Raw genomic sequence first — 24,996 nt, 5'->3', positions numbered from 1 at the left:
TTGACCCAGAGTCCAATCGCGGCCATGGGCCGCTCCTACAAAGGCATCTCCCGAGGAGGGAAAAACGTTCAGCGTTTGGTCGCGTCGTAGGCCAGTTCTGCCTGTTCCGCGCGGCGCTGCTGGCGCTCCTGCTCCTTCTTGCACTCGTCGTCGTCGCCGCCGCAGATCGCGCAGTCCTGCTTCATGCCGATATTGTTGAGACCGCCGCAGGAGCCTTTCAGCGGCTTGTTCTGCAGGATGGCCCCGAGGGCCATGCCGGTGACGATCAGCAGCATGGCGACAAAGGCAAAAATAAATACTGTCACTTCTCAGACCTCTCCAAATAGGGCGCGAAGGCACTGCTGTAGCGCTCTTCGAAGCCCTCGTCGGTTTTCACCAACATAAACACGGCGAGATTTTCCCGCTCTGCCAATTCTAATCCCGCGTCTGCACCGAGCACATTCAGCGCCGTGGCGAGCCCGTCCGCCTCGGCACAGGTCTCCGCGATCACGGTGACCGAGGCCAGGCGGTGCCTGAGCGGGCGACCGCTGCGCGGATCGATACTGTGCGCATAGCGCACGCCGTCGCGCTCATAGTAGTTGCGGTAGTCGCCGCTGGTGGCGACGGACTTTCCGCTTACCGAAATCGGCTTTTGCACCACGCGCCCGGCGGGGTCCGGGCTCTCGATACCGATGCGCCAGTCTTTGCCCCTGGGATTTTTACCCAGGGTGCGCAGTTCACCACCGATTTCCACCAGATAGTTGCGGATACCCTGCGCTTCCAGCAGCTCCGCGACCCGGTCGACACCGTGCCCCTTGGCAATGGCCGACAGGTCTATCTCCACCGCGCGGCTGCGGGTGATGCGGTCCGGATTGCGCTCGACGGCGAGCGCATCCGAGCCCACCTGTTGCAACAGCGCCTCTATTTCCGCATCGCTCGGCACCGTCTCCGGTTCCGGCTCCGGACCGAAGCCCCAAAGGTTCACCAGCGGGCCGACGGTCACCTCAAAGGCGCCGCCGCTGCGGCGGTAGATATCCAGTGAGAGCGCCACCACCTCGGCCAGGTGTGCGCTGACCGGTACCGCCTCGCCCACCGGACCGCGGTTGAAACGCATCAACTCGGAATCGTCGATATAGGTCGACATCTCGTCGTTGACCCGCTGCAACTCGGCGTCGATCAGCTGCTGCAACTGCGCCCTTTTTACCTGCGCCGGCACATCCACCACGGTGATGTGGTAGCGGGTACCCATGGTCGGGCCCTCCAGCTGCCAGCTCCTCTGTGCCGGCGAACAGGCGCACAGGAGCAGCAGGCAGCCGAGCAGCCACAGCTTCCGCATTTTCAACGGCCGCCAAAAAAGCAAAAACAGGGCCGGAAAATCGGGCCCTGTTTTTGTTGTTATCGGCACTCGGATTGCTTTGCGCAAACTGAAGCTCCCCGATCAGCCACCGAAGTCGTCCAGCAGGATGTTTTCATCCTCCACGCCCAGCTCCTTGAGCATGTTGATGACTGCGGCGTTCATCATGGGCGGTCCGCACATGTAGTATTCGCAGTCTTCCGGCGCCGGGTGGTCCTTGAGGTAGTTCTCGTAGACCACGTTGTGGATGAAGCCAGTGTAGCCGGTCCAGTTGTCCTCCGGCTGCGGGTCGGACAGGGCCACGTGCCAGGTGAAGTTTTCGTACTCCTCCTGCAGCTTGTCGTACTCGTCCTGGTAGAACATCTCGCGCAGAGAGCGGGCGCCGTACCAGAAGCTGATCTTGCGCTTGGACTTCAGACGCTTCAGCTGATCGAAGATGTGCGAGCGCATCGGCGCCATACCGGCACCACCACCGATAAACACCATCTCGTTGTCGGTATCCTTGGCGAAGAATTCACCGAAGGGACCGTACACCTTGATCTTGTCGCCCGGCTTGAGGCTGAACACGTAGGAAGACATCTGGCCCGGCGGCACACCTTCGGTGCGCGGCGGCGGCGTGGCGATACGGATATTGAATTTCACAATACCCTTTTCTTCCGGGTAGTTGGCCATGGAGTAGGCGCGCACGATCGGCTCGTCCACCTTGGACTCCAGCTTGAAGAAGCCGAAGTGCTCCCAGTCGCCACGATACTGTTCCTCGATGTCGAAATCGGAGAATTTCACGTGGTGGGGCGGCGCCTCCAGCTGTACATAGCCACCCGCGCGGAAGTCGACGTTCTCGCCCTCCGGCAGTCTCAGGGTCAGCTCCTTGATGAAGGTGGCCACGTTCGGGTTGGATTCCACAGTGCATTCCCACTGCTTCACACCGAACACCTCTTCCGGCACCTCGATTTCCATATCCTGCTTCACTGCGACCTGACAGGAGAGGCGCTTGCCCTCCTTCGCGTCGCGCGGCGTGAAGTGCGCGGCCTCGGTGGGCAGCATGTCGCCGCCGCCGGACTTGACCACGCACACGCACTGGGCGCAGCTGCCGCCGCCGCCACAGGCGGAGGCGAGGAACAGGTTGTTGGCCGCCAGGGTCTGCAGCAGCTTGCCGCCGGCGGGCACGGTGAGAGTCTTCTCACCGTTGACCAGGATGTTGACGTTGCCGGTGTTTACCAGGCGCGAGCGGGCGACGAGGATCACCGCCACCAGCGCCAGCACTATGACGGTAAACATGGCTACGCCGAGGATGATTTCAATATTCATTCTATTGTGCTCCCCCGCTTAGATGTCGATGCCGCCGAATGACATGAAGCCCAGGGACATCAGACCAACGGTGATGAAGGTGATACCCAGACCCTTGAGGCCATCCGGCACGTCGCTGTACTTCAGGCGCTCGCGGATTCCCGCCAGGGCGGTGATCGCCAGCGCCCAGCCGAGGCCGGCGCCAAAACCGTAGGCGACACTCTCACCGAAGTTGTACTCGCGCTCCACCATGAACAGGGACGCACCCATGATGGCGCAGTTCACGGTGATCAGCGGCAGGAACACACCCAGCGCGTTGTAGAGCGCGGGCACGTATTTATCCAGGAACATCTCCAGGATCTGTACCAGCGCGGCGATCACGCCGATGTAGGACAGCAGTCCGAGGAAGCTCAGGTCCACGTCCGGGTAGCCGGCCCAGGCCAGGGCGCCGTCCTTCAGCAGGTAGGTGTAGATCAGGTTGTTGACCGGCACTGTCAGAGTCAGCACCACGATCACCGCCACACCCAGGCCGATGGCCGCCTCGATCTTCTTCGACACGGCGAGGAAGGTACACATGCCGAGGAAGAAGGCCAGCGCCATGTTTTCAACGAAAACGGCGCGAATAATCAATGAAATAAAATGCTCCACGATCAGGCCTCCTGCGCTTGTGCCGGTAGCGGTTTAGAGTTGGGCGCGATCACAAACTCGTCCTCTTCCACCTGCGCCGGCTTCCAGGTACGGATGGCCCAGATAAACAGGCCGATCAGGAAGAAGGCGGAAGGCGGCAGCAGCAGCAGGCCGTTGGGGATATACCAGCCACCATTGCTGACCGTCTGCAGAATTTCCGCGCCGAACAGCTTGCCGGCACCGAAGAGTTCGCGAATGAAAGCCAGCCCGATCAGGATCACGCTGTAGCCGAGGCCGTTGCCGACACCGTCGAGGAAGCTCGGCAGCGGCGGGTTCTTCATCGCGAAGGCTTCCGCGCGGCCCATCACGATACAGTTGGTGATGATCAGGCCGACGAATACCGACAGCTGCTTGGAGATGTCGTAGGCCACCGCCTTGATCACCTGATCCACCAGGATTACCAGAGACGCAATCACGGTCATCTGCACGATGATGCGGATGCTGTTCGGAATCTGGTTGCGGATCAGGGACACCGCCACGTTGGAACAGGCCACCACGGTGGTCAGCGCGATACACATCACCAGGGTGACCTGCAGCGAGCTGGTGACCGCCAGTGCGGAACAGATACCGAGGATCTGCAGCGCAATCGGGTTGTTGTTGAAAATCGGCTCTAGCAGAGTGTCTTTCACTTTCATGCTCACGCCTCCCCTGCTTTCAGATTTTTCAGGAAGGGACCATAGCCCTCGCTGCCCAGCCAGAAGTTGACCAGGTTGTCGACGCCGTTACTGGTCAGAGTCGCGCCGGACAGGCCGTCCACCTGGTGAATGGCGTTGGGGCTGTTCGGGTCGACGCTGCCCTTGATCACGTCGATATCCACATTGCCTTCGGCGTCGTAGACCTGCTTGCCGATCCACTGGGCCTTCCAGTTGGGGTTGTCCACCTCACCGCCCAGTCCCGGGGTTTCCTTGTGCTCGTAGAAACCGAGGCCGGCGACTGTCTTCAGGTCGCTCTCCAGGGCGAGGAAGCCGTACAGCTGGCCCCACAGGCCGTAGCCGCGCACCGGCAGGATGATGCGCTGCAGCTCGCCATCCTTCTCCACCAGATACACCTCCTTGGTGTTCTCGCGGCGGATGATCTTGGCGGTATCCTGCTCCGGCGCCAGCTTTTCGCTGGCGGACGGAATCTTGGCCGCGGCGCGGCCGCTGCCGCCGGCCGGCGCTTCGTCGGTGAACTTGCCGGTGCGCAGGTCCACATACTTGACAGTCACAGACTCGAAGGCCTTCTCGACCTCGTCGGAACTGGCGTGGGCGTCCTGGATCAGGCCGCCGGCCATCAGCACGTTGCGCTTCATGTCCAGCGCCGCATTGGCCTGTTGCGCCGGCTTCAGCATGACTGCCGCGGTGGAAACCACCACCGAGCAGACGAGACACATTACCAGGGCAACCAGCAGCGTGCCCTTGACGGAATCTTTATTAGCCACGTGCCAACCTCCGTTTGATATGGGACTGCACCACGAAGTGGTCAAACAGCGGTGCGAACAGGTTGGCGAACAGAATCGCCAGCATCATGCCTTCCGGGAAGGCCGGGTTCACCACGCGAATCAGTACGCACATAACGCCGATCAGGATGCCGTACCACCAGCGGCCGGTATCGGTCATGGCGGCGGAAACCGGGTCGGTGGTCATGAAGATCAGGCCGAAGGCAAAGCCGCCCACCACCAGGTGCCAGTACCAGGGCACATTGAACATCGGGTTGGTGTCGGAGCCGATCATGTTGAACAGGAAGGCGGTGGCCATCATGCCCAGCATGGTGCCGGCGACGATGCGCCAGCTGGCGATCTTCATAAACATCAGGATGGCGCCGGCGATCAGGATCGCGAGCGTCGAAGTCTCACCGATGGAGCCGTGCATATTGCCGAGGAAGGCATCCATCCAGGTCAGCTGGCCGGTAGGCACGCCCACGGCGCCGTTCTGGATACCCTCGCTGGCCATCACAGACAGGGCTGTCGCGCCTGTGTAGCCGTCCACCGCGGTCCAGACCGCGTCGCCGGACATGCTGGCCGGATAGGCGAAGAACAGGAAGGCGCGGCCGGTCAGGGCCGGGTTCAGGAAGTTCTTACCGGTACCGCCGAAGACTTCCTTGCCGATCACCACGCCGAAGCTGATGCCCATGGCCACCATCCACAGCGGCAGGTCCGGCGGACAGGCCAGTGCGAACAGGATAGAGGTCACGAAGAAACCCTCGTTGACCTCGTGGCCGCGCACCGCGGCGAAGAGCACCTCCCAGAAACCGCCCACCACGAAGGTGACAAAATAGATGGGCAGGAAGTACATGGCCCCGTGCACGAAGTTGTCCCAGGTGCTGTTGGGATCATAGCCGGACAGTGCGCCGATGATCGCGTGGCGCCAACCGGCCAGCTCCGGATTGGTCATGCCTTCGATGATGGTGTTCGCCTGGAAGCCGACGTTCCACATGCCGTAGAACATCGGAATCAGTGCCGCCGCCCACACGGAGATCATGATGCGCTTCAGGTCGATACCGTCGCGCACATGCGCCGTGCCCTTGGTGGTTTCCGCCGGCTGGAACAGACCGGTATCCACCGCCTCGTAGAGGGCATAGAACTTCTCGTATTTGCCGCCCTTGTGGAAGTGCGGCTCAATGGAATCGAGGAACTTACGCAACATCCTTAACCCTCCTTCTCAATACGGGTCAGGTTGTCCCGCAAAATGGGGCCGTATTCGTACTTACCCGGGCACACGAAGGTGCACAGCGCCAGATCTTCTTCGTCCAGTTCCAGCACGCCCAACTGCTGGGCGGTGGCTGTGTCTCCGACGATCAGTGCACGCAGCAGCTGAGTCGGCATCAGATCCAGCGGCATCACGCGCTCGTAGGTGCCGATCGGCATCAGCGCGCGCTCGGAGCCGTTGGTGCTGGTGGTGAAGTTAAACTTGCGGTTCTTGAACAGACGCGACAGGTAGATCGGCAGAATCGAGAAGCGCTTGTTGCCCGCGCGCAGGTAGTGCAGGAAGGGACGCTCGCGCCCCTCTTCCAACACGCTGACCTGGTTGTGGTAGCGGCCCAGGAAAGCGAGCGGACCCGCCGCGGTGCGACCGCCGAAGACGGAGCCGGAGATGACGCGGTTGTCACCGGCCTTGATTTCACCGGCGGTCAGCTCGTCCAGGTTGGCGCCGAGGCGCGCGCGCAGCAGGCGCGGCTTGTCCACCTGCGGGCCGCCGAGGGCGACGACGCGGTCGGTGAACAGCCGGCCAGTGGCAAACAGTTTGCCGACGGCGATCACGTCCTGGTAGTTGATCGTGAATACGCTGCGGCCGGGCTTGACCGGGCTCAGGAAATGAATGTGGGTACCGGACAGGCCTGCCGGGTGCGGACCGGCAAAGGCCTCGCGGCGGATGTTGGCGGCACTGGGAACCGGAATATCGGCGTCCGGCGCAGTGCAGACGTAGGTGGTATCCGCCAGCTTGGAGAGGATTTCCACCCCCTGGGCGAAGGCGTCGCGCTGCTCGGCAATCACCACGGCCGGATCCGCCGCCAGCGGGTTGGTATCCATGGCATTGATAAAGATCGCAGCCGGTTCGGCGTCCAGGGCCGGCACCTTGCTGTAGGGGCGGGTGCGCAGTGCGGTCCACAGACCGGACTCGACCAGGTTCTGCACCACCTGCTCGCGGGTCAGGCTGGCCAGTTGGTCGGCGCTGTAGGCCGCGAACTGCTCCGCGTCGTCACCGTCGATCTCGATGACTACGGATTGCAGCACGCGGCGGGCGCCGCGGTTGATCGCCACGACGCGGCCGGCGGCCGGTGCGGTGTAGCGCACGCCTTCGGTCTTCTTATCGGTAAACAGCAGCTGTCCGAGTTTGACGCTATCCCCCTCGGCCACCGCCATGGTCGGCTTCATCCCGTGGTAATCGGGGCCGAGCACAGCGACGGTCTTGAGCGCAGGACCATCGTGGATGACCTGCTCGGGCGCGCCGGATATGGGTAAATCCAATCCCCGACGGATCTTTCTCATACGCCTATGCCTAAGTTTCTAGTTTAAAAAATATGCAAAATGGCCTTGCAGCCAGAGGCCGGATACCGCACCTGGACCGCAAAGCCACTTCGAGGAAATTCGCGCTGCGAGGACTTAAACCGCATTGCCCGGGGTCAGGCAGGGGGAAGCTAACCACTGTAAACCACCGCTTTGGCGCACGCTAACGTCTCGGCGCACGGAGGCCCCGCAAAATCGCGCGCATTATAAAGATGGGCTCGGGGGTTTACCAGTGTGGAAGCGGTCTAATTGCCGATCTTCTAGGAAAATTTTGCTGAAAAAACAGCAATTTGGGAGGGATGACCGGGGCGACCGGCACGGCCGCCCCGGACGGGCGGAGCGGCCCCGCGGGGCCGCTCGCGGATTCGGCGCTGCGGCGCCTCAGTCCTCTTTCGGGAACAGCTCGTAGCGCACGCCGGCCATGTCCTCCAGGCAGCGCACCACCTGGCAGCTGTAGCCGAACTCGTTGTCGTACCAGCAGTAGAGCACCGCGTTCTTGCCGTCGACGATGGTGGCGATGGAATCGAACACGCAGGCGCGGCGGGAGCCGACGAAATCGCTGGACACCACCTCCGGGGAGTTGGTGTAGTCGATCTGCTGGCGCAGCGGCGAGTGCAGCGCCACATCGCGCATATACTCGTTCAGCTCGTCCTTGGTGGTCTCCCGCCCCAGAGTCAGGTTCAGGATCGCCATGGACACATTCGGAGTCGGTACGCGGATCGCATTGCCGGTCAGCTTGCCCTTCAGCTCCGGCAGGGCCTTGGCCACCGCCTTGGCGGCGCCGGTCTCGGTCAGCACCATGTTCAGCGCGGCGGCGCGGCCGCGGCGCTCGCCCTTGTGGTAGTTGTCGATCAGGTTCTGGTCGTTGGTGTAGGCGTGCACCGTCTCGACGTGGCCGTGCTCGACGCCGAACTTGTCCATCATCGCCTTCAGCACCGGCACAATCGCGTTGGTGGTACAGGAGGCCGCGGACAGTATCTTGTCCTCCGGCTTGATCTCGCTGTTGTTGATACCGTAGACGATATTCTTGATATCGCCCTTGCCCGGCGCGGTCAGCAGCACCTTGGAGGCACCCTTGCTCTGCAGGTGCTGGCTCAGACCCTCTTCGTCGCGCCACACACCGGTGCTGTCGACGACGATCGCATCGTGGATGCCGTGCGCGGTGTAGTCCACTTCCTGCGGGGAGTTGGCGTAGATGACCTTGATCTCGTTGCCATTGCAGATCAGGGTGTTGGTCTCCTCGTCGACGCGGATGGTGCCCTTGAAGGCGCCGTGCACCGAGTCGCGGCGCAGCAGGGAGGCGCGCTTGACCAGGTCGTTCGGCGCCTTGCCCTTGCGCAGCACGATCGCGCGCAGGCGCAGCACGTCGCCACTGCCGGCCTTGTCGATCAGCAGGCGCGCCACCAGGCGGCCGATGCGACCAAAACCGTAGATGACCACGTCGCGCGGCTCCGGCAGCGGCTTGCCGGCGCCCTCGGCGTCCGCCAGCTCCAGCTTGACGAACTCATCCACGGACAGACCGCGGTCGTCGCGCATATATTTGTTGGTCAGGGTGCCCAGGTCGATATGTACCGGTCCCAGATCCAGCTTGCAGATGGCTTCCAGCACCGGGAAGGATTCAAATTCGGAGAGCTCATTCTCCTCCACCTGCCGCACGAAGCGGTGCGCTTTCATGATGCTCAGAACTGAGCGGTTAACCAGGTTGCGGCCATACATATAGATTCCGACGTTGCGCTCGCGGTTGAGCTTGCCAATCATCGGGATCATGGATTCGGCCAGCGCCTCGCGCTGCTTCCAGTCCTTGAAAAAGTCCGCGGGCTTCGGTCGCTTCTGAGTCACAGTCAGACACCTCTGCAATGTGTTTGATAGGCAGGTAGTTGGCGGCCCCTCGGCCGCGTGGCTGCGCATTATCAGCATTCGCCTATAGGCGCGCAACTGAGCAAAAAAAAGCCCAAAAATTGTAGTAAAACTACCAATTTATTCTCCCCCGACGCACCCCGAGCAAGGCCCGGAAACGGCATTGCCCGGTGCCCGGAACACCCCGCAGACGCGCAGAGACTGCACCCGCCGGAGTTCACCGCTACAATAGCGTCCCCTCGAGCCAGCCCCGACCAAAAGTGCGGATATATAAGGAAAGATGACCGATTTAAACCCAATCTCCCCACCCCCGTTCCGCTCCGCCACCGACCGCCAATTCTGGGGCCAGCTGCACGGCGCGGCAGCCGCACTGGCGCTCCTGAACGCGGCCCGCCGGGCCGACGCCCCCACCCTGCTGATTGCCCGCGACAGCCTGGAGGCGCACCGCCTGGAGGTGCAGCTGAAATTTTTTAACAAGTCCGGGGGAGACAGCGCGGGGGGAGGCGAGCCACTGGAGATATTCCACTTTCCCGACTGGGAGATACTGCCCTACGACACCTTCTCGCCCCACCAGGACATCATCTCCGACCGCCTGGCCACCCTCTACCGGCTGCCGCAAATGCAGAGTGGCATAGTAATAGCCCCCGTCAGCACGCTGATGCACCGGCTGCCGCCGCGGGACTATGTGGCCGGCAACGCGCTGCTATTGCGCCAGGGGCAGCAGTTCGACATGAACCTGCAGCGCCGCCTGCTGGAACAGGCCGGCTACCACTGCGTGGACACCGTCTATGAACACGGTGAATTCGCCGTGCGCGGCTCGCTGATGGACATATTCCCGATGGGCAGCCGCCTGCCCTACCGCATCGACCTGTTCGACGACGAGATAGAGACCCTGCGCACCTTCGACCCGGAGACCCAGCGCACCGTCGACACGGTGGACAGCATCCACCTGCTGCCGGCGCGGGAGTTTCCGCTGCACAAGGCCGCACTGGCGGAATTCCTGCAAAACTGGCACGAGCAGTTCGACTGCGACCCGAGTCAGGTGCCCATCTACCAGGACATCGGCGCCGGCATTGCCCCGGCGGGTATCGAGTACTACCTGCCGCTGTTTTTCAGCGGCGGCTGCGCCAGCCTGTTCGACTATCTGCCCGAAAGCAGTCAGGCCTTCCTGCAGGGGGATATACAGAAACCGCTGGAAAACTTCTGGCGCGAAGTGGTCAACCGCTACGAGAGCCGCCGCGGCGACCTGACCCGCCCGATTCTCGAGCCGCGGCAGATATTGCTGGACGCAGCCGAATTCAACGCCGCCCTGAAGCGCATGCCGCGCGCGATATTCTCCTCCGACACACTGCCTCAGGCCCAGGGCAACCACAACTTCGCCAGTGAGATACCGCCGACACTGCCGGTGGACGGCAAGTCCGAACAGCCGCTGGCGGCGCTGGAAGCCCACCTGATGGAATACTCGGGGCGGGTCCTCTTCTGCGCGGAAAGCGGCGGTCGCCGCGAGGCCCTGCTGGAGCTGCTGCGCGGTATCCGGATCGCGCCCGCCCCGGTTTCCAGCTGGAGCGAATTTCTCGCCGGCGACGAGACCTTCGGCATCACCGTGGCGCCGCTGGACCAGGGCCTGAAGCTCGCCGACCCGGCGATAGAGCTGATCGCCGAGCCGCAGCTGTTCGGCGAGCGGGTGCTGCAGCAGCGGCGGCGCAGGAAGGCGAAAGACGACGCCGACAACGCGGTCAAGAACCTGGCGGAGCTGCGTGTAGGCGCACCCGTCGTCCATATAGATCACGGTGTCGGCCGCTACCGCGGTCTGCAGAAACTGGATATCGACGGCCAGCCGGCGGAGTTCCTGACCCTGGAATACGCCGACGAAGCCAAGCTCTATGTGCCGGTTTCCAACCTGCACCTGATCAGCCGCTACTCCGGCGCCGACGAGGCCCTGGCGCCACAGCACAAGCTCGGCAGCGAACAGTGGCAGAAAGCCAAGCGCAAGGCCGCGGAAAAGGTGCGCGACGCCGCCGCCGAACTGCTGGATATCTACGCCCGCCGCGAGGCCCGCGTCGGCCACGCCTTTTCCGACCCGGGCCTGGCCTACCGCGAGTTCGCCGCCGGCTTTCCGTTCGAGGAGACACCGGACCAGCAGCAGGCCATAGAGGCGGTGGTGGCCGATATGCTGTCGAAAAAACCGATGGATCGCCTGGTCTGTGGCGATGTCGGTTTCGGAAAAACCGAAGTCGCGATGCGCGCGGCCTTCGTCGCCGCCCACGCCGGCAAGCAGGTGGCCATGCTGGTGCCGACCACGCTGCTGGCCCAGCAGCATTTCCAGTCCTTCCAGGACCGTTTCGCCGACTGGCCGGTGAACATCGAGGTGATCTCGCGCTTCCGCAGCGGCAAGGAGGTGGACAGTGTCAAGGAGAAGGTGGCCAGCGGCAAAGTGGATATCCTGGTCGGCACCCACAAGCTGCTCTCGAGCGACCTGGACTTCAAGAACCTGGGCCTGCTGATCATCGACGAGGAGCACCGCTTCGGCGTGCGCCAGAAGGAGCGCCTCAAGAGTCTGCGCGCCGAGGTGGATATACTGACCCTGACCGCGACGCCGATTCCGCGCACGCTGAACATGGCCATGGCCGGCATCCGCGACCTGTCGGTGATCGCGACCCCGCCGGCGCGGCGCCTGTCGGTCAAGACCTTCGTGCGCGAGCGCGACGACGCCCTGATCAAGGAGGCGGTGCTGCGGGAGATACTGCGCGGCGGCCAGGTCTACTTCCTGCACAACGAGGTCAAGAGCATAGAGCGCATCGCGCGGGAACTGCAGGAGCTGATTCCGGAGGCGCGCATCGGCATAGGCCACGGGCAGATGCGCGAGCGCGAGCTGGAACAGGTCATGAGCGACTTCTACCACAAGCGCTTCAACGTCCTGGTCTGCACCACCATTATCGAGACCGGCATCGACGTGCCCACGGCCAACACCATTATCATCGAGCGCGCGGACAAGTTCGGCCTAGCCCAGCTGCACCAGCTGCGCGGCCGCGTGGGCCGCTCCCATCACCAGGCCTACGCCTACCTGCTGACCCCGAACAAGCGCGCCATGACCGCCGATGCGATCAAGCGCCTGGAGGCGATCAGCGAGGCCCAGGACCTGGGCGCCGGCTTTACCCTGGCCACCCACGACCTGGAAATCCGCGGCGCCGGCGAACTGCTCGGCGAGGAACAGAGCGGCCAGATCCAGAGCGTCGGCTTCAACCTCTATATGGAGATGCTCGACCGGGCCGTGAAGGCGATCCGCGCGGGCAGGACGCCGAATATCGACGAACCGCTGGAGTCCCCGGCGGTGGACGTAAACCTGCGCGTGCCGGCGCTGATCCCGGAGGACTACCTGCCGGACGTGCACGGGCGCCTGATGATGTACAAACGCATCGCGAACGCCGCCGACAGCCAGGAACTGAAGGAGTTGCAGGTGGAGATGATCGACCGCTTCGGCCTGCTGCCGGAGCCGGTCAAGCACCTGTTCCGCACCACCGAGATCAAGCTCAAGGCGGACTCCATGGGCATCCGCAAGCTGGAGGCATCACAGGCGCGGGGTCGTATCGAATTTGCGGACAATACCCGCGTCGATCCGCTGACATTGGTTAAGATGGTGCAGACAGAGCCCGGCCGCTACCAGTTGCAGGGGGCCAACCAGCTGAACTTCGCACTGGATGAGGGCGGCCCGGATCAGCGCCTGCAGCAGGTGGCCGGAGTGTTGGAGCGGCTGGCGCAGTGATACTATCCGGACATTGAGACATCCCGCGCCTACGGGCACAAACGAAATAAAGACTACAGCGGTAACACCATGACAAGAATCCTTCAGCTCTGCACGGCCCTGCTGCTGGCGATCACCGCGGCGGGCGCCCAGGCGGTCAACTACGCAGGTACCACCTTCGAGATAGAGATGATCGTCTTCGAGCGCGCCGACGGCATGGCGCAGTCCCGCGAGACCTGGCCGGCGGCGCCGCGCCTGCAGTATCCGCAGCGCTGGGTGGACTTCGACACCACCAGGGGCGGCGCCCTCTTCCTGTCCCCGGCAGCGACCAGGCTGGACAACAAGGTCGCGGCCCTGACCCGCGGCGGCGACCGGGTGCTGTTCCACAAGGCCTGGCGCCAGGTGTTGCAGCAGAAACGCAACTCGCCGGCGATACTGATCTCCGGCGGCGACCGCTTTCGCGATCACCAGCGGCTGGAGGGCAGCGTAACCCTGAGTGTATCCCGCTACCTGCACCTGAGTGCCGACCTGTGGCTGAACGAATTCGATCCGAATCAAAGCGGCAGCGGCATACTGCTGCCGCGGCGCCCCAGGGCCGCGGTCGAGGAACCGCTCGACCTGATGGCATCGGGCGGCGACTTCGCACCCGCCGCAATCCGCCCCGACGCCTCCGAGCCGGTCCAGGTATATGCCGAGCGGGTTGCCCAGCTGCGGGCGGAGCGCCGCATGCGCAGCGGCGAACTGCACTATATCGACCACCCGGCATTCGGCATTCTGATTGAGGTCCGCACCGTCAAAGAGCCGAAAGAACCTGAAGAGTGATCGCCGGTCAGGAGCGGCGCGCGCCACTCCTGACCGACACAGCCGAACACCGGCCAACTGCAACAACCGCTCCAATAAGAATAATGATTACCAACGACGCCATCATTCTCGGCATGCTCGCCGCCATCCTCGGATTCGTGTTTTACACCGCCGGCAGCGAGCACCGCTTCTGGAAGCGCTTTTACCGCATAGTTCCGACAGTGCTGCTGTGCTACTTCCTGCCATCGCTGCTCACCAGCTTCGGCATAATCGATGCAGACGCCTCCAAACTCTACTATGTGGCCTCCCGCTATCTGCTGCCGGCGAGCCTGGTGCTGCTGACCCTGAGTATCGACCTTAAGGCCATTGTCAATCTGGGGCCCAAGGCGCTGGTGCTGTTCCTGACCGGCACCCTCGGCATAGTGATCGGCGGCCCCATAGCGCTGCTGATTCTGTCCGCGGTTCACCCGGAAATACTGAACGTGGGTGGGCCGGGCGAGGTGTGGCGCGGCATGACCACCGTGGCCGGCAGCTGGATCGGCGGCAGCGCCAACCAGACGGCGATGAAAGAGGTGTTCGATGTCGGCGAGCAGGTCTTCTCCGCCATGGTGGCGGTGGACGTGATAGTGGCCAATATCTGGATGGCCGTACTGCTGGTCATGGCCGGCAAGGCGCCGCAACTGGACGCGCGCCGCGGCGCCGACACCACCGCCATTACGGAACTGCGGGAGAAGGTGGAGGCGCTGCAGAGGAAGCACGCGCGCATCCCCACCCTGCCCGACCTGATGCTGATCGCCGCCGTCTGCTTCGGCGTGACCGCCATCGCCCACGCCGCCGCCGATCAGATAGCCCCCTGGTTCCAGGAGCACGCGCCGCAGACGGCCCGCTTCAGCTTCACCAGCCAGTTTTTCTGGCTGGTCATTATCGCCACCACCATCGGGGTCTCCCTGGCATTCTCGCCGGCAAAGAAACTGGAGGGCGCCGGCGCCTCCAAGGTGGGCTCGGTGTTTATCTACTTCCTGATCGCCACCATCGGCACCCATATGGATATCACCGCCCTCAGGGACAGCCCGGCGCTGTTCGTGCTCGGCGCCATCTGGATGGCGGTGCACGCGGGGCTGATGCTGCTGGTGGCCAAGCTGATCAGGGCACCGACCTTCTTTATGGCCGTGGGCAGCCAGGCCAATGTCGGCGGCGCGGCGTCGGCGCCGGTGGTGGCGGCAGCCTTCCACCCGTCGCTGGCGCCGGTGGGTGTGCTGCTGGCGGTGCTGGGCTATGCGTTGGGCACCTATGCGGCCTGGTTCTGCGGCCAACTGCTGCGCGTGGCGGGCGGGGGCTAACGAAAACGGGAAAGGCGGGCCAGATGGCCCGCCTTTCAGGAGACGCCTGTCGGAATCCGGAACGCTGACTGCGGGCCGGGTCCAGTTGGATAGAAGGTTATTTCAACGAGTAATTCAATCGGAATCACTCACAGGGAACAACATCTTCCGCCAACAATCCCTTGTCACCCTGCTGCATTTCAAACTCTACAGCCTGACCTTCGTTCAGAGTCTTATACCCCTCGCCGCGAATGCTGCGATAGTGAACGAAAATGTCTTCAGTCCCTTCTCCACAGGTGATGAAGCCATAACCCCGGGCGTTGTTAAACCACTTCACGGTACCTGTAACGCGATCACTCATTGAGACAACCTCATTATTGTTATTGCGCCCACCTCTTAAGGAATCCCCGAAAAACCACTGCGCGTGCGTCTGACTGTGTCCGGCACCGCTCGTCACGCTTTGCCGAGATTCCTTTAACCTCTATCGGCAAGAGGGGAAAACGCCACCCCAATATCAGCCTTCGGCGAAATGCCGGCGGCTGTCTTGCAATGTCCATCAAGTCAGACTCGATGTACGTAACCCGATTCTTAGATAAAACGGCGCCAGTGTCCAGGTTTGAATATGAAATAAATACTACCGTTTCCAATTCGTGCGCAATAAATCGCCAAAAGCGGCGAAAAAGCCCCCTGATACCTGTTCAATCGTGCTTTTTTGCACTCCCATCCATCAACTGTCTAACGCGGCTTCACGCGCTAGCTGCGGTATTTCGGCGATATGCAGTGTCGAGGTCGGGAATGCACAGGAGGCGCCGTGCCCCTCGATGATTTTCAGTATTGTCAGCAGGATATCCTGCTTTATTTCGTGATATCGCACCCAATCGGTGGTTTTGGTAAATGTATAAACAAAGAAATCCAGCGACGACGGCGCAAAGCTATTGAAGTTGACGATCAGCGTCTGGTTGGTATCAATTTCCGGGTGCCGCTGCAGCATCGCTTTGACATCGGCCACTATGGCCGGCATCCGCGGTGCGTCTTCATAGCGAATACCGATAGTTTCGTATATACGCCGATTTAACATCCGCGACGGGTTTTCCACCGCTATCTGAGTGAATACGGCGTTGGGAATATAAAGCGGTCGTTTGTCGAAAGTGCGAATACGTGTCAGGCGCCAGCCGATATCCTCCACCGTGCCCTCTATCTCCTTGTCCGGCGAGCGCACCCAGTCGCCTACGGAAAAGGGCCTGTCCAGGTAAATCATCAGGCCGCCGAAGAAGTTGGCCAGCAAATCCTTGGCCGCAAAGCCCACCGCCAGACCGCCGATACCCCCGAAGGCGAGTATGCCGCTGATGCTGTACTCGAAGTACTGCATGATCACCATGACCGCGGTGATCAGGATGGATGCGCGCACCAGCTTGCCGATGGCGCGCACCGTGGTCGCGTCCATGGGCTTGCCCATATAACGCGGGTCGCGCAGATTGCGCTCGACATTGTGGGACAGGCGCCAGGCAAACCAGGTCAGCACGAGTATCACACCCACATCCCGCACCGGCTCGGCGAGGCTGAAAATTTCGGCGGCAGTCGCCTTCCCGGCGCGATTGGCCGCCACGGTCAGGCCGAGGAGCCAGATCAGGACTGACCCGGGCGGCATCAGGGCCCCGACCAGGGCGTCATCCCAGGCATTGACGGTTTTCTCGGCGCGCAACTGCAGGCGCTGCACGAAACGCCCGAACAGCCAGGCGGCCACGGCGGTCGCCAGGATGATCAGGAACAGAGCAATAATCCAATAGCGGTTATCGCCGACCCAGGACAACAACATCCCCTTCACCGAATCCACAGAAAAACCTCCCCTCTAATCACTGCTTGCCAATCGGACAGTCAGCCAAACTGCGCGTTCAGCCAGTCCCGCGTATCCCGCCAGCGCTCGCTGGCCTCCAGCTCACGCCAGGATCCTATTGCGGGCCTGCCCCGCATACGCTGCAACCGCTCACGGGATTCGGGCGGCGGAGAGAATCCCTCCAAAGCCTCGAGTACCTCGAGCGCCCCGGCGCGATTGTTGCAAACCACACCCATATCACAACCCGCCTCCATCGCCGCGCGGATGCGGTCGCCGTAGCCACCGGCAGCGCCGGCGCCCTCCATCGACAGATCATCGCTGAATATCACACCGTCGAACCCCAGCCTGCCGCGAAGTATCTCCTGCAGCCAATAGCGGGAGAAGCCCACCGGCTGGCGGTCCACCTGTACGAAGCGGATATGCGCCGGCATGACCGCATCCAGCTCCCCGGCCCGGATACACTCGATAAACGGCAGCGCATCCGACTGCATGACCTGCTCGAGATCGCGCTCGTCCTCGGGCAGCTCCTCGTGACTGTCCTCGAGCACGTGGCCGTGTCCGGGAAAGTGCTTGCCGGTAGTGGCCATGCCGGCCTCGTGCATCCCCCGCATAAAGGGGCGCACGCGCGCGGCCACCTGCGCCGGGTCGGCGCAGAAGCTGCGGTCGCCGACGATGCGGCAGTGCCGGTCGTCCGCATCCAGCACCGGCGCGAAACTGAAGTCCAGGCCCACCGCGAGCAGCTCCGCCGCGAGCAGCCAGCCCACATCCCGCAACCGCTCGCTGTCGGCTCTGGCGCACAGGGCCTGCATCGACGGCAGGCGGGTGAATTCATCGCGAAAGCGCTGCACCCGCCCGCCCTCCTGGTCCACCGCCAGCAGTATCTCCGGGCGCACCTCGCGGATGGCGCCGACCAGCTCCTCGAGCTGTGCGCGGTCGCGGTAGTTGCGCGCAAAAAAAATCAGTCCGCCTACCAGCGGGTGGCGCAGCAGCTCGCGGTCTTCCTCCACCAACTGCTGGCCTTCGATATCGATCATGACCGGGCCGAGCACAGACATAGGGGGCTCCTTAAAGTTCGGTACGCACCATTGGCGGGATGGGCGCCGCTACTCCGCGTTGACCTTCAACATCGCCGCGGCTGCGGGCACCAGGCGCTCCAGGGTTTCCGGCAGGCTGCTCTGAGCGCCAAAATCCTCCCTCAGGATAGCCTCGATGGCGTCGTAGCTCGACAGGGTAAATATGGTTGCGCCGAGCATAAAGTAGAGGCGCCAGTAGAAGGTCACCGGATCCAGCCCCGGCAGCGCCTGTGCCAACAGGCCGGCAAAGCGGCGATAGCTGTCGCCATAGCGGGACACGATAAAGCGGCGCAGGTGTCCCTGATACTGGGTATAGGCCAGCCCGAGAAGCCGCATAAAGCGCTGCGGATCCCGCCCCTGCTCGGCGAGACTCCCCATACCGACGCGGTACAGGCTCTCCAGCAGCGCCTCGACGGTCAGCGCGCCGCCGGCGGCGGCGCGCCTGTCCAGCTCCGCCGCCAGGGCATCGGTAAAAGGCGTCAAAAAGCGCTCGAAAACCGCCTGGATCAATTCCTTTTTGGAGCCAAAGTGGTAATTTACAGCAGCCAGGTTGACGCCGGCGGTACTGGTGATGGTACGCAGGGAGGTCTCGGTAAAGCCGCGCTCGGCGAACAGCACCTCCGCCGCGTCTAGGATTCGGCTGACGGTATCCGTCTGGCTCATAGGGTTCAAACCAACATTTAAAACAACTGTTTAGTTACCCGCAGATTAGCATATTCCGCGCCAGCTGACGCCGTTACCGAGCCACAGGGGCAGACACTAGATTGAGAGGAAAGCAGCAGGGGCAAAGGCCATGGCACATCTGCAACCGGAAATCGGCAACTGGTTCGAGGATCTCGACAGCGGCCAGCTGTTTGAAGTGGTGGCCATCGACGAATTCCAGCAGACGGTGGAGATTCAGTATCTGGATGGCACCCTGGACGAGATAGAGCTCGAGCAGTGGCAGGGCCTGCCGGTGATAGGCGCCGCACCACCGGAGGACGCCAATATCGCCTACGGCGTCAGCGCCCTGGAGCAGGATTCCGCCTCCGGCGGGACCGATCTGTCGGCGGGCCTCAGCCCCGTGGACACCATCGAGGGCGAGAGCTTTATCGGCACCGACGAATCACCGTTTTGATGCCCCCGACGGCAGGCGCAGGACACCAGCCCTACTCCCGCGACTTGATATATTCGATAACCAGCTCCGCCGCCTCATCCACGGTATCGACGATATGGAACAGGTCCAGGTCGGATGAGTCAATGCAGGCGTGCTCGAGCACGGTATCGACCAGCCAACCGTGCAGCCCGGACCAGTAGCGCTTGCCCACCAGCACGATCGGGAAGCGGCGCACTTTCTGGGTTTGCACCAGGGTCAGCGCCTCGAACAGCTCGTCCAGCGTGCCGTACCCCCCCGGCAACCCGACAAAACCCACCGCGTGCTTCACGAACATGAATTTGCGTACGAAAAAGTAGCGGAAATTCAGGCTGATATCCTGGTAGGGGTTGGCCTTCTGCTCGAACGGCAGCTCGATATTCAGGCCGATGGAAGTACCCGGCTGCGGATAGGCGCCGCGGTTGCAGGCTTCCATCAATCCCGGTCCGCCGCCGGTGATCACCGGTATTCCCTCGGCGGCCAGCAGCTCACCCAGCCTGACGCCCTGCTTGTATTCCGGCGAGTCCTCGGCAAAGCGCGCGCCACCGAATACGGTAACGGCGCCACTCAAGGCGACGAGCCGCTCTATTCCATCCACCAATTCCGACTGAATGCGCAGCACGCGCCAGGCCTCTGGCATTTTTGCATCTAGCATTATTGTTCTTCCTCGTTGTCACCAAATTCCGCGATCTTTTTTCCCCGCTGTTCTTTCCCCTTCAATGTAGCAGCTTTCGCGACCTATCGATGGAGATTGCGCAGCTGCAAAATCTGTATATAATCCCAGCAACTGTATAAAAATACAGAAACAGATTAGGTGACCCTATGAGCAACCTCACAGCGCGCCAGGCCCAGGTTCTGGAATTGATCAAAGCCTACCTGGACGAAACCGGTTACCCGCCCACGCGGGCGGAGATCGCCCAGGAACTGGGCTTCCGCTCCCCCAACGCGGCGGAGGAACACCTGAAGGCACTCGCGCGCAAGGGCGCCATCGAAATGGTCGCCGGGGCCTCCCGCGGGATCCGCATCCCCGACCACCAGACGGGGCTCCCCATTGTCGGCCGCGTGGCCGCGGGCAACCCGATCCTGGCGGAGGAGAATATCGAGGACTACTGCGATCTCCCGGCAGACTTCTTCCACCCGCCGGCCGACTATCTCCTGCGGGTGCACGGCATGAGCATGCGCGATGCGGGCATTCTCGACGGCGACCTGCTGGCGGTGCAGAAAACGGATCAAGCCCGCAACGGCCAGATAGTCGTCGCGCGCATCGAGGATGAGGTGACGGTCAAGCGCTTCCGCCGCAAGGGCAACCAGGCCACGGTGCAGCTACTGCCGGAGAACGAGGATTTCGACGTGATCCAGGTGGATATGCGGGATAAGAGTTTCGCGATCGAAGGCCTGGCGGTGGGTGTGATTCGCCAGAGCCCATGAGGGAATGATGAATGATGGAAGATGAATACGCGCTATAGCTTTTAGTGTAGGCGCGGCCGCTGGCCGCGATCTTGCCTTTCAGATTCCCGGAGCCTGTGGTCGCGGCCAACGGCCGCGCCTACAGCGGGGAATCAGCTCACCACTTAGTGCACCGTGTGGTTGATCGGCATCAGTTCGTCGTCTTCGTCGAAGTAACCGGGCTCCAGGTCGTCCAGATTCTGCACCGCCTCAATACCCGCCTCCAGCATCGCACGGGCAATGGCCACCTTGTGTTCGCGCAGAAAGTGCAGGCTCTCCGCCGAGAAGTGGATACGCACCAGCGGGTCCTCCTTCTGGCCGGCGCGGCGCAGCGCCACATCCCCGTTGGCCAGTTCGATAATTTCAAAAGTCTCGGAGGACATTCGCTTCTCCCTCAACAGCACATCAATTTTTCGCGCAGTGTAACACAGGCACTGCGGTAGTTTCAGCGCGGCGTAGGGGCATTTGTGGGCGGAAAAATGGAAAAGCCGCTACCACTCTTCCGACTGGGCGCGCTGGCGCTGCACCAGCTCGGCGAGCGCGCGCTGCCAGGCGCGCAAAAGCTCGTCGCTGAGAGAGGGCGGGCCGGCCGCGGTCAGATTCCGCGCCGGAATCAGATTGGCCGCCTGACGCTGGCTGCCCCCCTCGGTGGAAAAGCTCCACAACTGCACCCAGGCGGACTGCAGCCCCGCGAGCCAGCTGTCGGGGTCTGCCGACAGCTCCTGCAGCTCGACGGCCTCTCCGCAGGGTTTGCCGAGCGCGCGAGCGCGCTCGGCCAGCGCCTGTGCGGATTCCGGCTCGGCGTCCAGGTGCAGCTGAAAGGCGATTTCAGCCAGGAAGGCGCGGTAGGCCCGCCACAGCTGCAACACCGCGGCCTCCTGCAGCGCGGCGCGCTGCAGCGGCTCTTCACACGCCGTTTCCAGTAACAGCTGGCTCTTGCGCAGCGCGGAGGCCACCGAGCCGGTATAGGGATTGCTCATTTGCTCTTCGCCGCCGCTTTCTTGCGCACCGGCTTGCGCTTGGCGCCGCCGGACTTGCTGCCTGCCTCAACCTGCCATTTGCCGTCGCGATAAAACGCGCGCCAGCCGGTGGCCTTGCCCTCTTCTTCCGACTGCACATACTGCTCCTGCGTCTTGCGGCTGAAGCGCACCACCGTGTCGCGCCCCTGGTCGTCTTCCGTCGGCGCCGAGAACAGGAAACTGTATTTGGGGTCTATCTCGCTCTTGTGCGGCAACAGTTCCTTCACCCGCGGCGCGCGGGTCTCGCGGTTTTTCGGGAACTGGCTCGCGGCCAGGAACAGACCCGAGGCGCCGTCGCGCAGAATGTAGTGATCGTCCACCTTCTCACAGGCCAGCTCCGGCATCGGCACCGGATCCATTTTCGGCGGTGCCGGCTGGCCGTTCTTGAGCAGCTTGCGGGTATTCTTGCAGCTTTCACTGGTGCAGCCGAAGTATTTGCCGAAGCGGCCGGACTTCAACTGCATATCGGCCCCACACTTGTCGCACTCGATCACCGGGCCGTCGTACCCCTTGATCTTGAAGGTGCCCTTCTCCACCTCGTAGCCGGGGCAGTCCGGATTGTTGCCGCAGATATGCAGCTTGCGCTGCTCGTCCAGCAGGTAGCTGTCCATCGCCGTGCCGCACTTGGCGCAGCGGCGCTTTTCGCGCAGTTGGCGGGATTCCGCCTCCTCGTCCTTGTCCGCGTCCACCGCCTCGTCGCCGGACACCAGGTTCATGGTATTGGTGCAGCGTTCCTTGGGCGGCAGCCCGTAACCGGAACAGCCGAGGAAGACGCCGGTGGAGCCGGTGCGGATCTGCATATGGCGGCCGCACTTGCTGCACTCGATATCCGTGTCGGTGGGGGTATTGCGGCGCATGCCGCCCTCGGCGGCCTGGGCCTTTTCCAGGCGCGCGGAGAAATCTTTGTAAAACTCGTCGAGCAGCTCCTTCCAGCCCTTATCGCCTTCAGCCACCGCATCCAGGGATTCCTCCAGACTGGCGGTGAAGCCGTAGTCCATCAGGTTTTTGAAGCTTTCGCTGAGGCGGTCGGTGACGATATCCCCCATTTTTTCCGCGTAGAAACGCCGGTTTTCCAGCCGCACATAGCCGCGCTCCTGAATGGTGGAGATAATCGAGGCGTAGGTGGACGGGCGGCCGATACCGCGTTTTTCCAGCTCCTTGACCAGCGCCGCTTCGCTGTAGCGCGCCGGCGGCTTGGTGAAGTGCTGCTTCGGATCCAGTTTCTTCAGCGAGAGTTTCTCCCCCACTTTCACATCCGGCAGAACCAGGTCTTCATCCTTTTTGCTGACCGGCGGCGCCACTTTCAGGAAGCCGTCGAAGCGGATCACGCGGCCGCGGGCACGCAGCTCGAAGTCGCCGGCGCTGACCGTGATGGAGGTGGAGGTGAACTGGGCCGGCGTCATCTGGCAGGCGACGAACTGCTGCCAGATCAGGTTGTACAGCCGCTCCGCGTCCCGCTCGACACCGGTGAGCATATTCGGCTGAACCCGCACGTCGGATGGGCGGATCGCCTCGTGCGCCTCCTGGGCGCCCTCTTTACTGCTGTAGCTGTTCGGGCTCTCGGGCAGGTATTTGTCGCCGTAGTTCTGGCCGATAAACTCCCGCACCGACTCCACGGCCTCCTTGCTGAGGTTGGTGGAATCGGTTCGCATATAAGTGATATGCCCCGCTTCGTACAGGCGCTGCGCCAGCATCATGGTCTTCTTGACGCTGAAACCGAGGCGGTTGCTCGCGGCCTGCTGCAGCGTCGAGGTAATAAACGGCGCCGACGGCTTGGAGCTGGTGGGCTTGTCATCCCGCGCGCTGACGACGAACTCGCTCGCGGCGAGCGCCTTGGCGGCGGCGCTGGCCTGGGCCTCATTGGTGGGGCGGAAGGCCTCCCCGGCCTGCTTCTTGACCTCCAGGCGCAGCGGGTTCGCCTTGGCGGTCTCGGTATCCGCGGCGATGGTCCAGTACTCTTCCGGGATAAAGGCGCGGATCTCGCGCTCGCGCTCGACCACCAAACGCACCGCCACCGACTGCACGCGGCCGGCGGAGAGTCCGCGCGCGACCTTCTCCCACAGCAACGGCGATACCATATAGCCGACGATGCGGTCGAGGAAGCGCCGCGCCTGCTGGGCGTTGACACGATTGATATTCAAGCGCCCCGGATCCTTGAAGGCCTCCTGGATCGCGGACTTGGTGATTTCGTTAAACACCACCCTGCGGTAGCGCTCCTCGTCGCCGCCGATGGCCTCGCGCAGGTGCCAGGCGATGGCCTCCCCCTCGCGGTCCAAGTCCGTCGCCAGGTAGATATGGTCCGCCTCGGCGGCGAGTTTGCGCAGTTCGCTGACCACCTTTTCCTTGCCGGGCAGGATTTCATAGTGGGCGGCCCAGTCGTGGTCCGGATCTATCCCCATGCGCTTGATCAGCTGTTCGCGGTTCTTCTTGCGCTTGTAGGCCTCCTTGGCCTCCGGGGAGAGCTTGCGGGTTTCCGCGGCGCGGCGCGCCCGCTCTTTCGCATCGACCGGCTGTTTGCTGCCACCGCCTGTGGGCAAATCGCGAATATGGCCGACGCTGGACTTCACCACGAAGTCCTTGCCGAGGTATTTATTGATGGTTTTCGCTTTGGCCGGCGATTCGACGATGACCAGTGATTTACCCATAAGCACTTGATTTTAAATAGAAAATTTACTGCTTTCGCAAACCTCGCAGCGCCTTGGCTAAGGCTTGCGCTGCGCGAATATATAAGCTCCGCCCCCGGTGCGGTCAAGCAAGTGACGCAAATTCGCAGTGCCGGTCACGAGATTTTCGCGGGCGCAGAAGCGGTTTCGAAGGCACCTCAATCCTCCGCCTTCGGCTGTCTTATCGCTTCTTCTATAGTGGGCCTGAAATTGTTCAGCGCGGATTCCAGCGCGCGGTAGGCGGCGTCGCCGCCGGTTTCGCGCCACTGGATGCCGAGGCCGTTCTGCGAGGCCACTATGCCGCAGGCGTCCTCCGGCAGTTGGGCCAGCATCTGCCGCAGAGGCTCCCAGGCGGTCTTGGGCGCGGCGCGGCCGTTGCGCCAATCCCAGCGGCCCTGGAAGTGCATCTCGTGTTCGACGCGCTGCCGCTCCAGCATCCAACCCAACTGCAGCCGGCGCGCGTCCCCCCAGCGGCTGTAGTAGACCGCCGCCGTGCCCTCGCCCAGCGCCGCGGGCAGTGCCTGCATCTGCACCACCATACCGGAGCCGGCCGCGCGGCTGCGCAAAGTGGCGAGGCGCCGGTCGCGCCCGCTGGGCTTCAGCCACATCACCGGCCCGACCACCAGCACGGCGGCGAAGAGAATAATGATCAGGGGGAGCCACGCGGACATAACTGCTCCTTGTCAGTGGGATAAGGCGCCTATTGTTGAAGCGGCGCGCGCTAATTCGCGCCGTCTGATGCGATAAATCCATCGCTCGAATTGTTGCGCATAGCGCAATGGCCTTGCAACCACTCAGAACAGACCGGCCGGCTCGGC

The 24,996-nt window shown here is 62.7% G+C and carries 23 protein-coding genes; 5 read left to right on the top strand and 18 right to left on the bottom strand.

Annotated features, from left to right (window positions below):
- Positions 1 to 68: 68 nt before the first annotated feature.
- The 9 genes from nqrM to ACXAF3_RS09520 form a co-directional block, all read right to left on the bottom strand.
- Positions 69 to 305 carry a (Na+)-NQR maturation NqrM gene (nqrM, locus tag ACXAF3_RS09560; protein WP_475112068.1) on the bottom strand — a complete coding sequence of 79 codons (237 nt, stop codon included), beginning with the start codon at positions 303 to 305 and terminating at the stop codon, positions 69 to 71.
- Positions 302 to 1,315, bottom strand: a complete 1,014-nt coding sequence (locus ACXAF3_RS09555) for an FAD:protein FMN transferase (RefSeq protein ID WP_475112067.1) — start codon at positions 1,313 to 1,315, stop codon at positions 302 to 304. The genes nqrM and ACXAF3_RS09555 overlap by 4 nt, the downstream gene beginning before the upstream one ends.
- Before the next feature lie 102 nt (positions 1,316 to 1,417).
- Positions 1,418 to 2,641 (bottom strand): NADH:ubiquinone reductase (Na(+)-transporting) subunit F, encoded by a 1,224-nt coding sequence (gene nqrF, locus ACXAF3_RS09550; RefSeq protein ID WP_475112066.1) that lies wholly within the window; start codon positions 2,639 to 2,641, stop codon positions 1,418 to 1,420.
- Between the two features lie 18 nt (positions 2,642 to 2,659).
- On the bottom strand, positions 2,660 to 3,268 hold the full coding sequence (nqrE, locus tag ACXAF3_RS09545) for an NADH:ubiquinone reductase (Na(+)-transporting) subunit E (protein WP_067153436.1): 609 nt from the start codon (positions 3,266 to 3,268) through the stop codon (positions 2,660 to 2,662).
- Between the two features lie 2 nt (positions 3,269 to 3,270).
- Entirely contained in the window at positions 3,271 to 3,942 is a 672-nt protein-coding gene (locus ACXAF3_RS09540) for an NADH:ubiquinone reductase (Na(+)-transporting) subunit D (RefSeq protein ID WP_475112065.1), read from the bottom strand.
- 2 nt (positions 3,943 to 3,944) lie between these two features.
- The gene (locus tag ACXAF3_RS09535) at positions 3,945 to 4,727 is read right to left on the bottom strand and encodes a Na(+)-translocating NADH-quinone reductase subunit C (protein WP_475112064.1); all 783 of its coding nucleotides are present in this window, start codon (positions 4,725 to 4,727) and stop codon (positions 3,945 to 3,947) included.
- Positions 4,720 to 5,931, bottom strand: coding sequence for an NADH:ubiquinone reductase (Na(+)-transporting) subunit B (locus ACXAF3_RS09530; protein WP_475112063.1), 1,212 nt, complete (start codon positions 5,929 to 5,931; stop codon positions 4,720 to 4,722). Before ACXAF3_RS09530 ends, ACXAF3_RS09535 begins: the two co-directional genes overlap by 8 nt.
- 2 nt (positions 5,932 to 5,933) lie before the next feature.
- Complete coding sequence (locus ACXAF3_RS09525) at positions 5,934 to 7,274, bottom strand: Na(+)-translocating NADH-quinone reductase subunit A (RefSeq protein ID WP_475112062.1); 1,341 nt, start codon at positions 7,272 to 7,274, stop codon at positions 5,934 to 5,936.
- Positions 7,275 to 7,673: 399 nt separating this feature from the next.
- On the bottom strand, positions 7,674 to 9,059 hold the full coding sequence (locus ACXAF3_RS09520; RefSeq protein WP_475112191.1) for a glyceraldehyde-3-phosphate dehydrogenase: 1,386 nt from the start codon (positions 9,057 to 9,059) through the stop codon (positions 7,674 to 7,676).
- Between the two features lie 370 nt (positions 9,060 to 9,429).
- Here ACXAF3_RS09520 and mfd point away from each other — a divergent pair, with 370 nt between their 5' ends.
- The 3 genes from mfd (at position 9,430) to ACXAF3_RS09505 (ending at position 15,032) form a co-directional block, all read left to right on the top strand.
- Positions 9,430 to 12,912, top strand: coding sequence for a transcription-repair coupling factor (gene mfd / locus ACXAF3_RS09515; protein WP_475112061.1), 3,483 nt, complete (start codon positions 9,430 to 9,432; stop codon positions 12,910 to 12,912).
- 69 nt (positions 12,913 to 12,981) lie between these two features.
- Entirely contained in the window at positions 12,982 to 13,713 is a 732-nt protein-coding gene (locus tag ACXAF3_RS09510) for a CsiV family protein (RefSeq protein WP_475112060.1), read from the top strand.
- A gap of 83 nt (positions 13,714 to 13,796) precedes the next feature.
- Positions 13,797 to 15,032 carry a DUF819 family protein gene (locus tag ACXAF3_RS09505; RefSeq protein WP_475112059.1) on the top strand — a complete coding sequence of 412 codons (1,236 nt, stop codon included), beginning with the start codon at positions 13,797 to 13,799 and terminating at the stop codon, positions 15,030 to 15,032.
- Between the two features lie 124 nt (positions 15,033 to 15,156).
- Here ACXAF3_RS09505 and ACXAF3_RS09500 read toward each other — a convergent pair whose 3' ends face one another.
- From ACXAF3_RS09500 to ACXAF3_RS09485, 4 genes are all read right to left on the bottom strand, one after another.
- A complete protein-coding gene (locus ACXAF3_RS09500) occupies positions 15,157 to 15,372 on the bottom strand; it encodes a cold-shock protein (RefSeq protein WP_020413094.1) in 216 nt (71 codons plus the stop codon).
- Between the two features lie 366 nt (positions 15,373 to 15,738).
- On the bottom strand, positions 15,739 to 16,827 hold the full coding sequence (locus tag ACXAF3_RS09495) for a mechanosensitive ion channel family protein (RefSeq protein ID WP_475112058.1): 1,089 nt from the start codon (positions 16,825 to 16,827) through the stop codon (positions 15,739 to 15,741).
- A gap of 59 nt (positions 16,828 to 16,886) precedes the next feature.
- Positions 16,887 to 17,900: a beta-N-acetylhexosaminidase gene (gene nagZ, locus ACXAF3_RS09490; RefSeq protein ID WP_475112057.1), complete on the bottom strand. Its 1,014-nt coding sequence runs from the start codon at positions 17,898 to 17,900 to the stop codon at positions 16,887 to 16,889.
- Positions 17,901 to 17,948: 48 nt separating this feature from the next.
- The gene (locus ACXAF3_RS09485) at positions 17,949 to 18,581 is read right to left on the bottom strand and encodes a TetR/AcrR family transcriptional regulator (protein WP_475112056.1); all 633 of its coding nucleotides are present in this window, start codon (positions 18,579 to 18,581) and stop codon (positions 17,949 to 17,951) included.
- A gap of 130 nt (positions 18,582 to 18,711) precedes the next feature.
- Here ACXAF3_RS09485 and ACXAF3_RS09480 point away from each other — a divergent pair, with 130 nt between their 5' ends.
- The gene (locus ACXAF3_RS09480; protein WP_475112055.1) at positions 18,712 to 19,035 is read left to right on the top strand and encodes a DUF6763 family protein; all 324 of its coding nucleotides are present in this window, start codon (positions 18,712 to 18,714) and stop codon (positions 19,033 to 19,035) included.
- Positions 19,036 to 19,066: 31 nt separating this feature from the next.
- Here ACXAF3_RS09480 and ACXAF3_RS09475 read toward each other — a convergent pair whose 3' ends face one another.
- Positions 19,067 to 19,705, bottom strand: coding sequence for an LOG family protein (locus ACXAF3_RS09475; protein WP_475112054.1), 639 nt, complete (start codon positions 19,703 to 19,705; stop codon positions 19,067 to 19,069).
- A 167-nt stretch (positions 19,706 to 19,872) separates the two neighbouring features.
- Between ACXAF3_RS09475 and lexA the strand changes: the two genes are divergently transcribed.
- Positions 19,873 to 20,478: a transcriptional repressor LexA gene (lexA, locus tag ACXAF3_RS09470; RefSeq protein WP_475112053.1), complete on the top strand. Its 606-nt coding sequence runs from the start codon at positions 19,873 to 19,875 to the stop codon at positions 20,476 to 20,478.
- 143 nt (positions 20,479 to 20,621) lie between these two features.
- On the opposite strand, the gene ACXAF3_RS09465 is transcribed toward lexA, so the two are convergent.
- From ACXAF3_RS09465 to ACXAF3_RS09450, 4 genes are all read right to left on the bottom strand, one after another.
- Positions 20,622 to 20,879, bottom strand: coding sequence for a hypothetical protein (locus tag ACXAF3_RS09465; protein ID WP_475112052.1), 258 nt, complete (start codon positions 20,877 to 20,879; stop codon positions 20,622 to 20,624).
- A gap of 108 nt (positions 20,880 to 20,987) precedes the next feature.
- On the bottom strand, positions 20,988 to 21,476 hold the full coding sequence (locus tag ACXAF3_RS09460) for a DUF6586 family protein (protein WP_475112051.1): 489 nt from the start codon (positions 21,474 to 21,476) through the stop codon (positions 20,988 to 20,990).
- The gene (gene topA, locus ACXAF3_RS09455) at positions 21,473 to 24,160 is read right to left on the bottom strand and encodes a type I DNA topoisomerase (RefSeq protein WP_475112050.1); all 2,688 of its coding nucleotides are present in this window, start codon (positions 24,158 to 24,160) and stop codon (positions 21,473 to 21,475) included. Before topA ends, ACXAF3_RS09460 begins: the two co-directional genes overlap by 4 nt.
- Before the next feature lie 176 nt (positions 24,161 to 24,336).
- Positions 24,337 to 24,849 (bottom strand): hypothetical protein, encoded by a 513-nt coding sequence (locus ACXAF3_RS09450; protein WP_475112049.1) that lies wholly within the window; start codon positions 24,847 to 24,849, stop codon positions 24,337 to 24,339.
- Between the last annotated feature and the right edge of the window lie 147 nt (positions 24,850 to 24,996).

The organism is Microbulbifer sp. ABF4_143, assembly GCF_056160225.1.
Note: the sequence above shows the minus strand (reverse complement) of the source record. Positions and strands in the feature narration are given on the sequence as shown.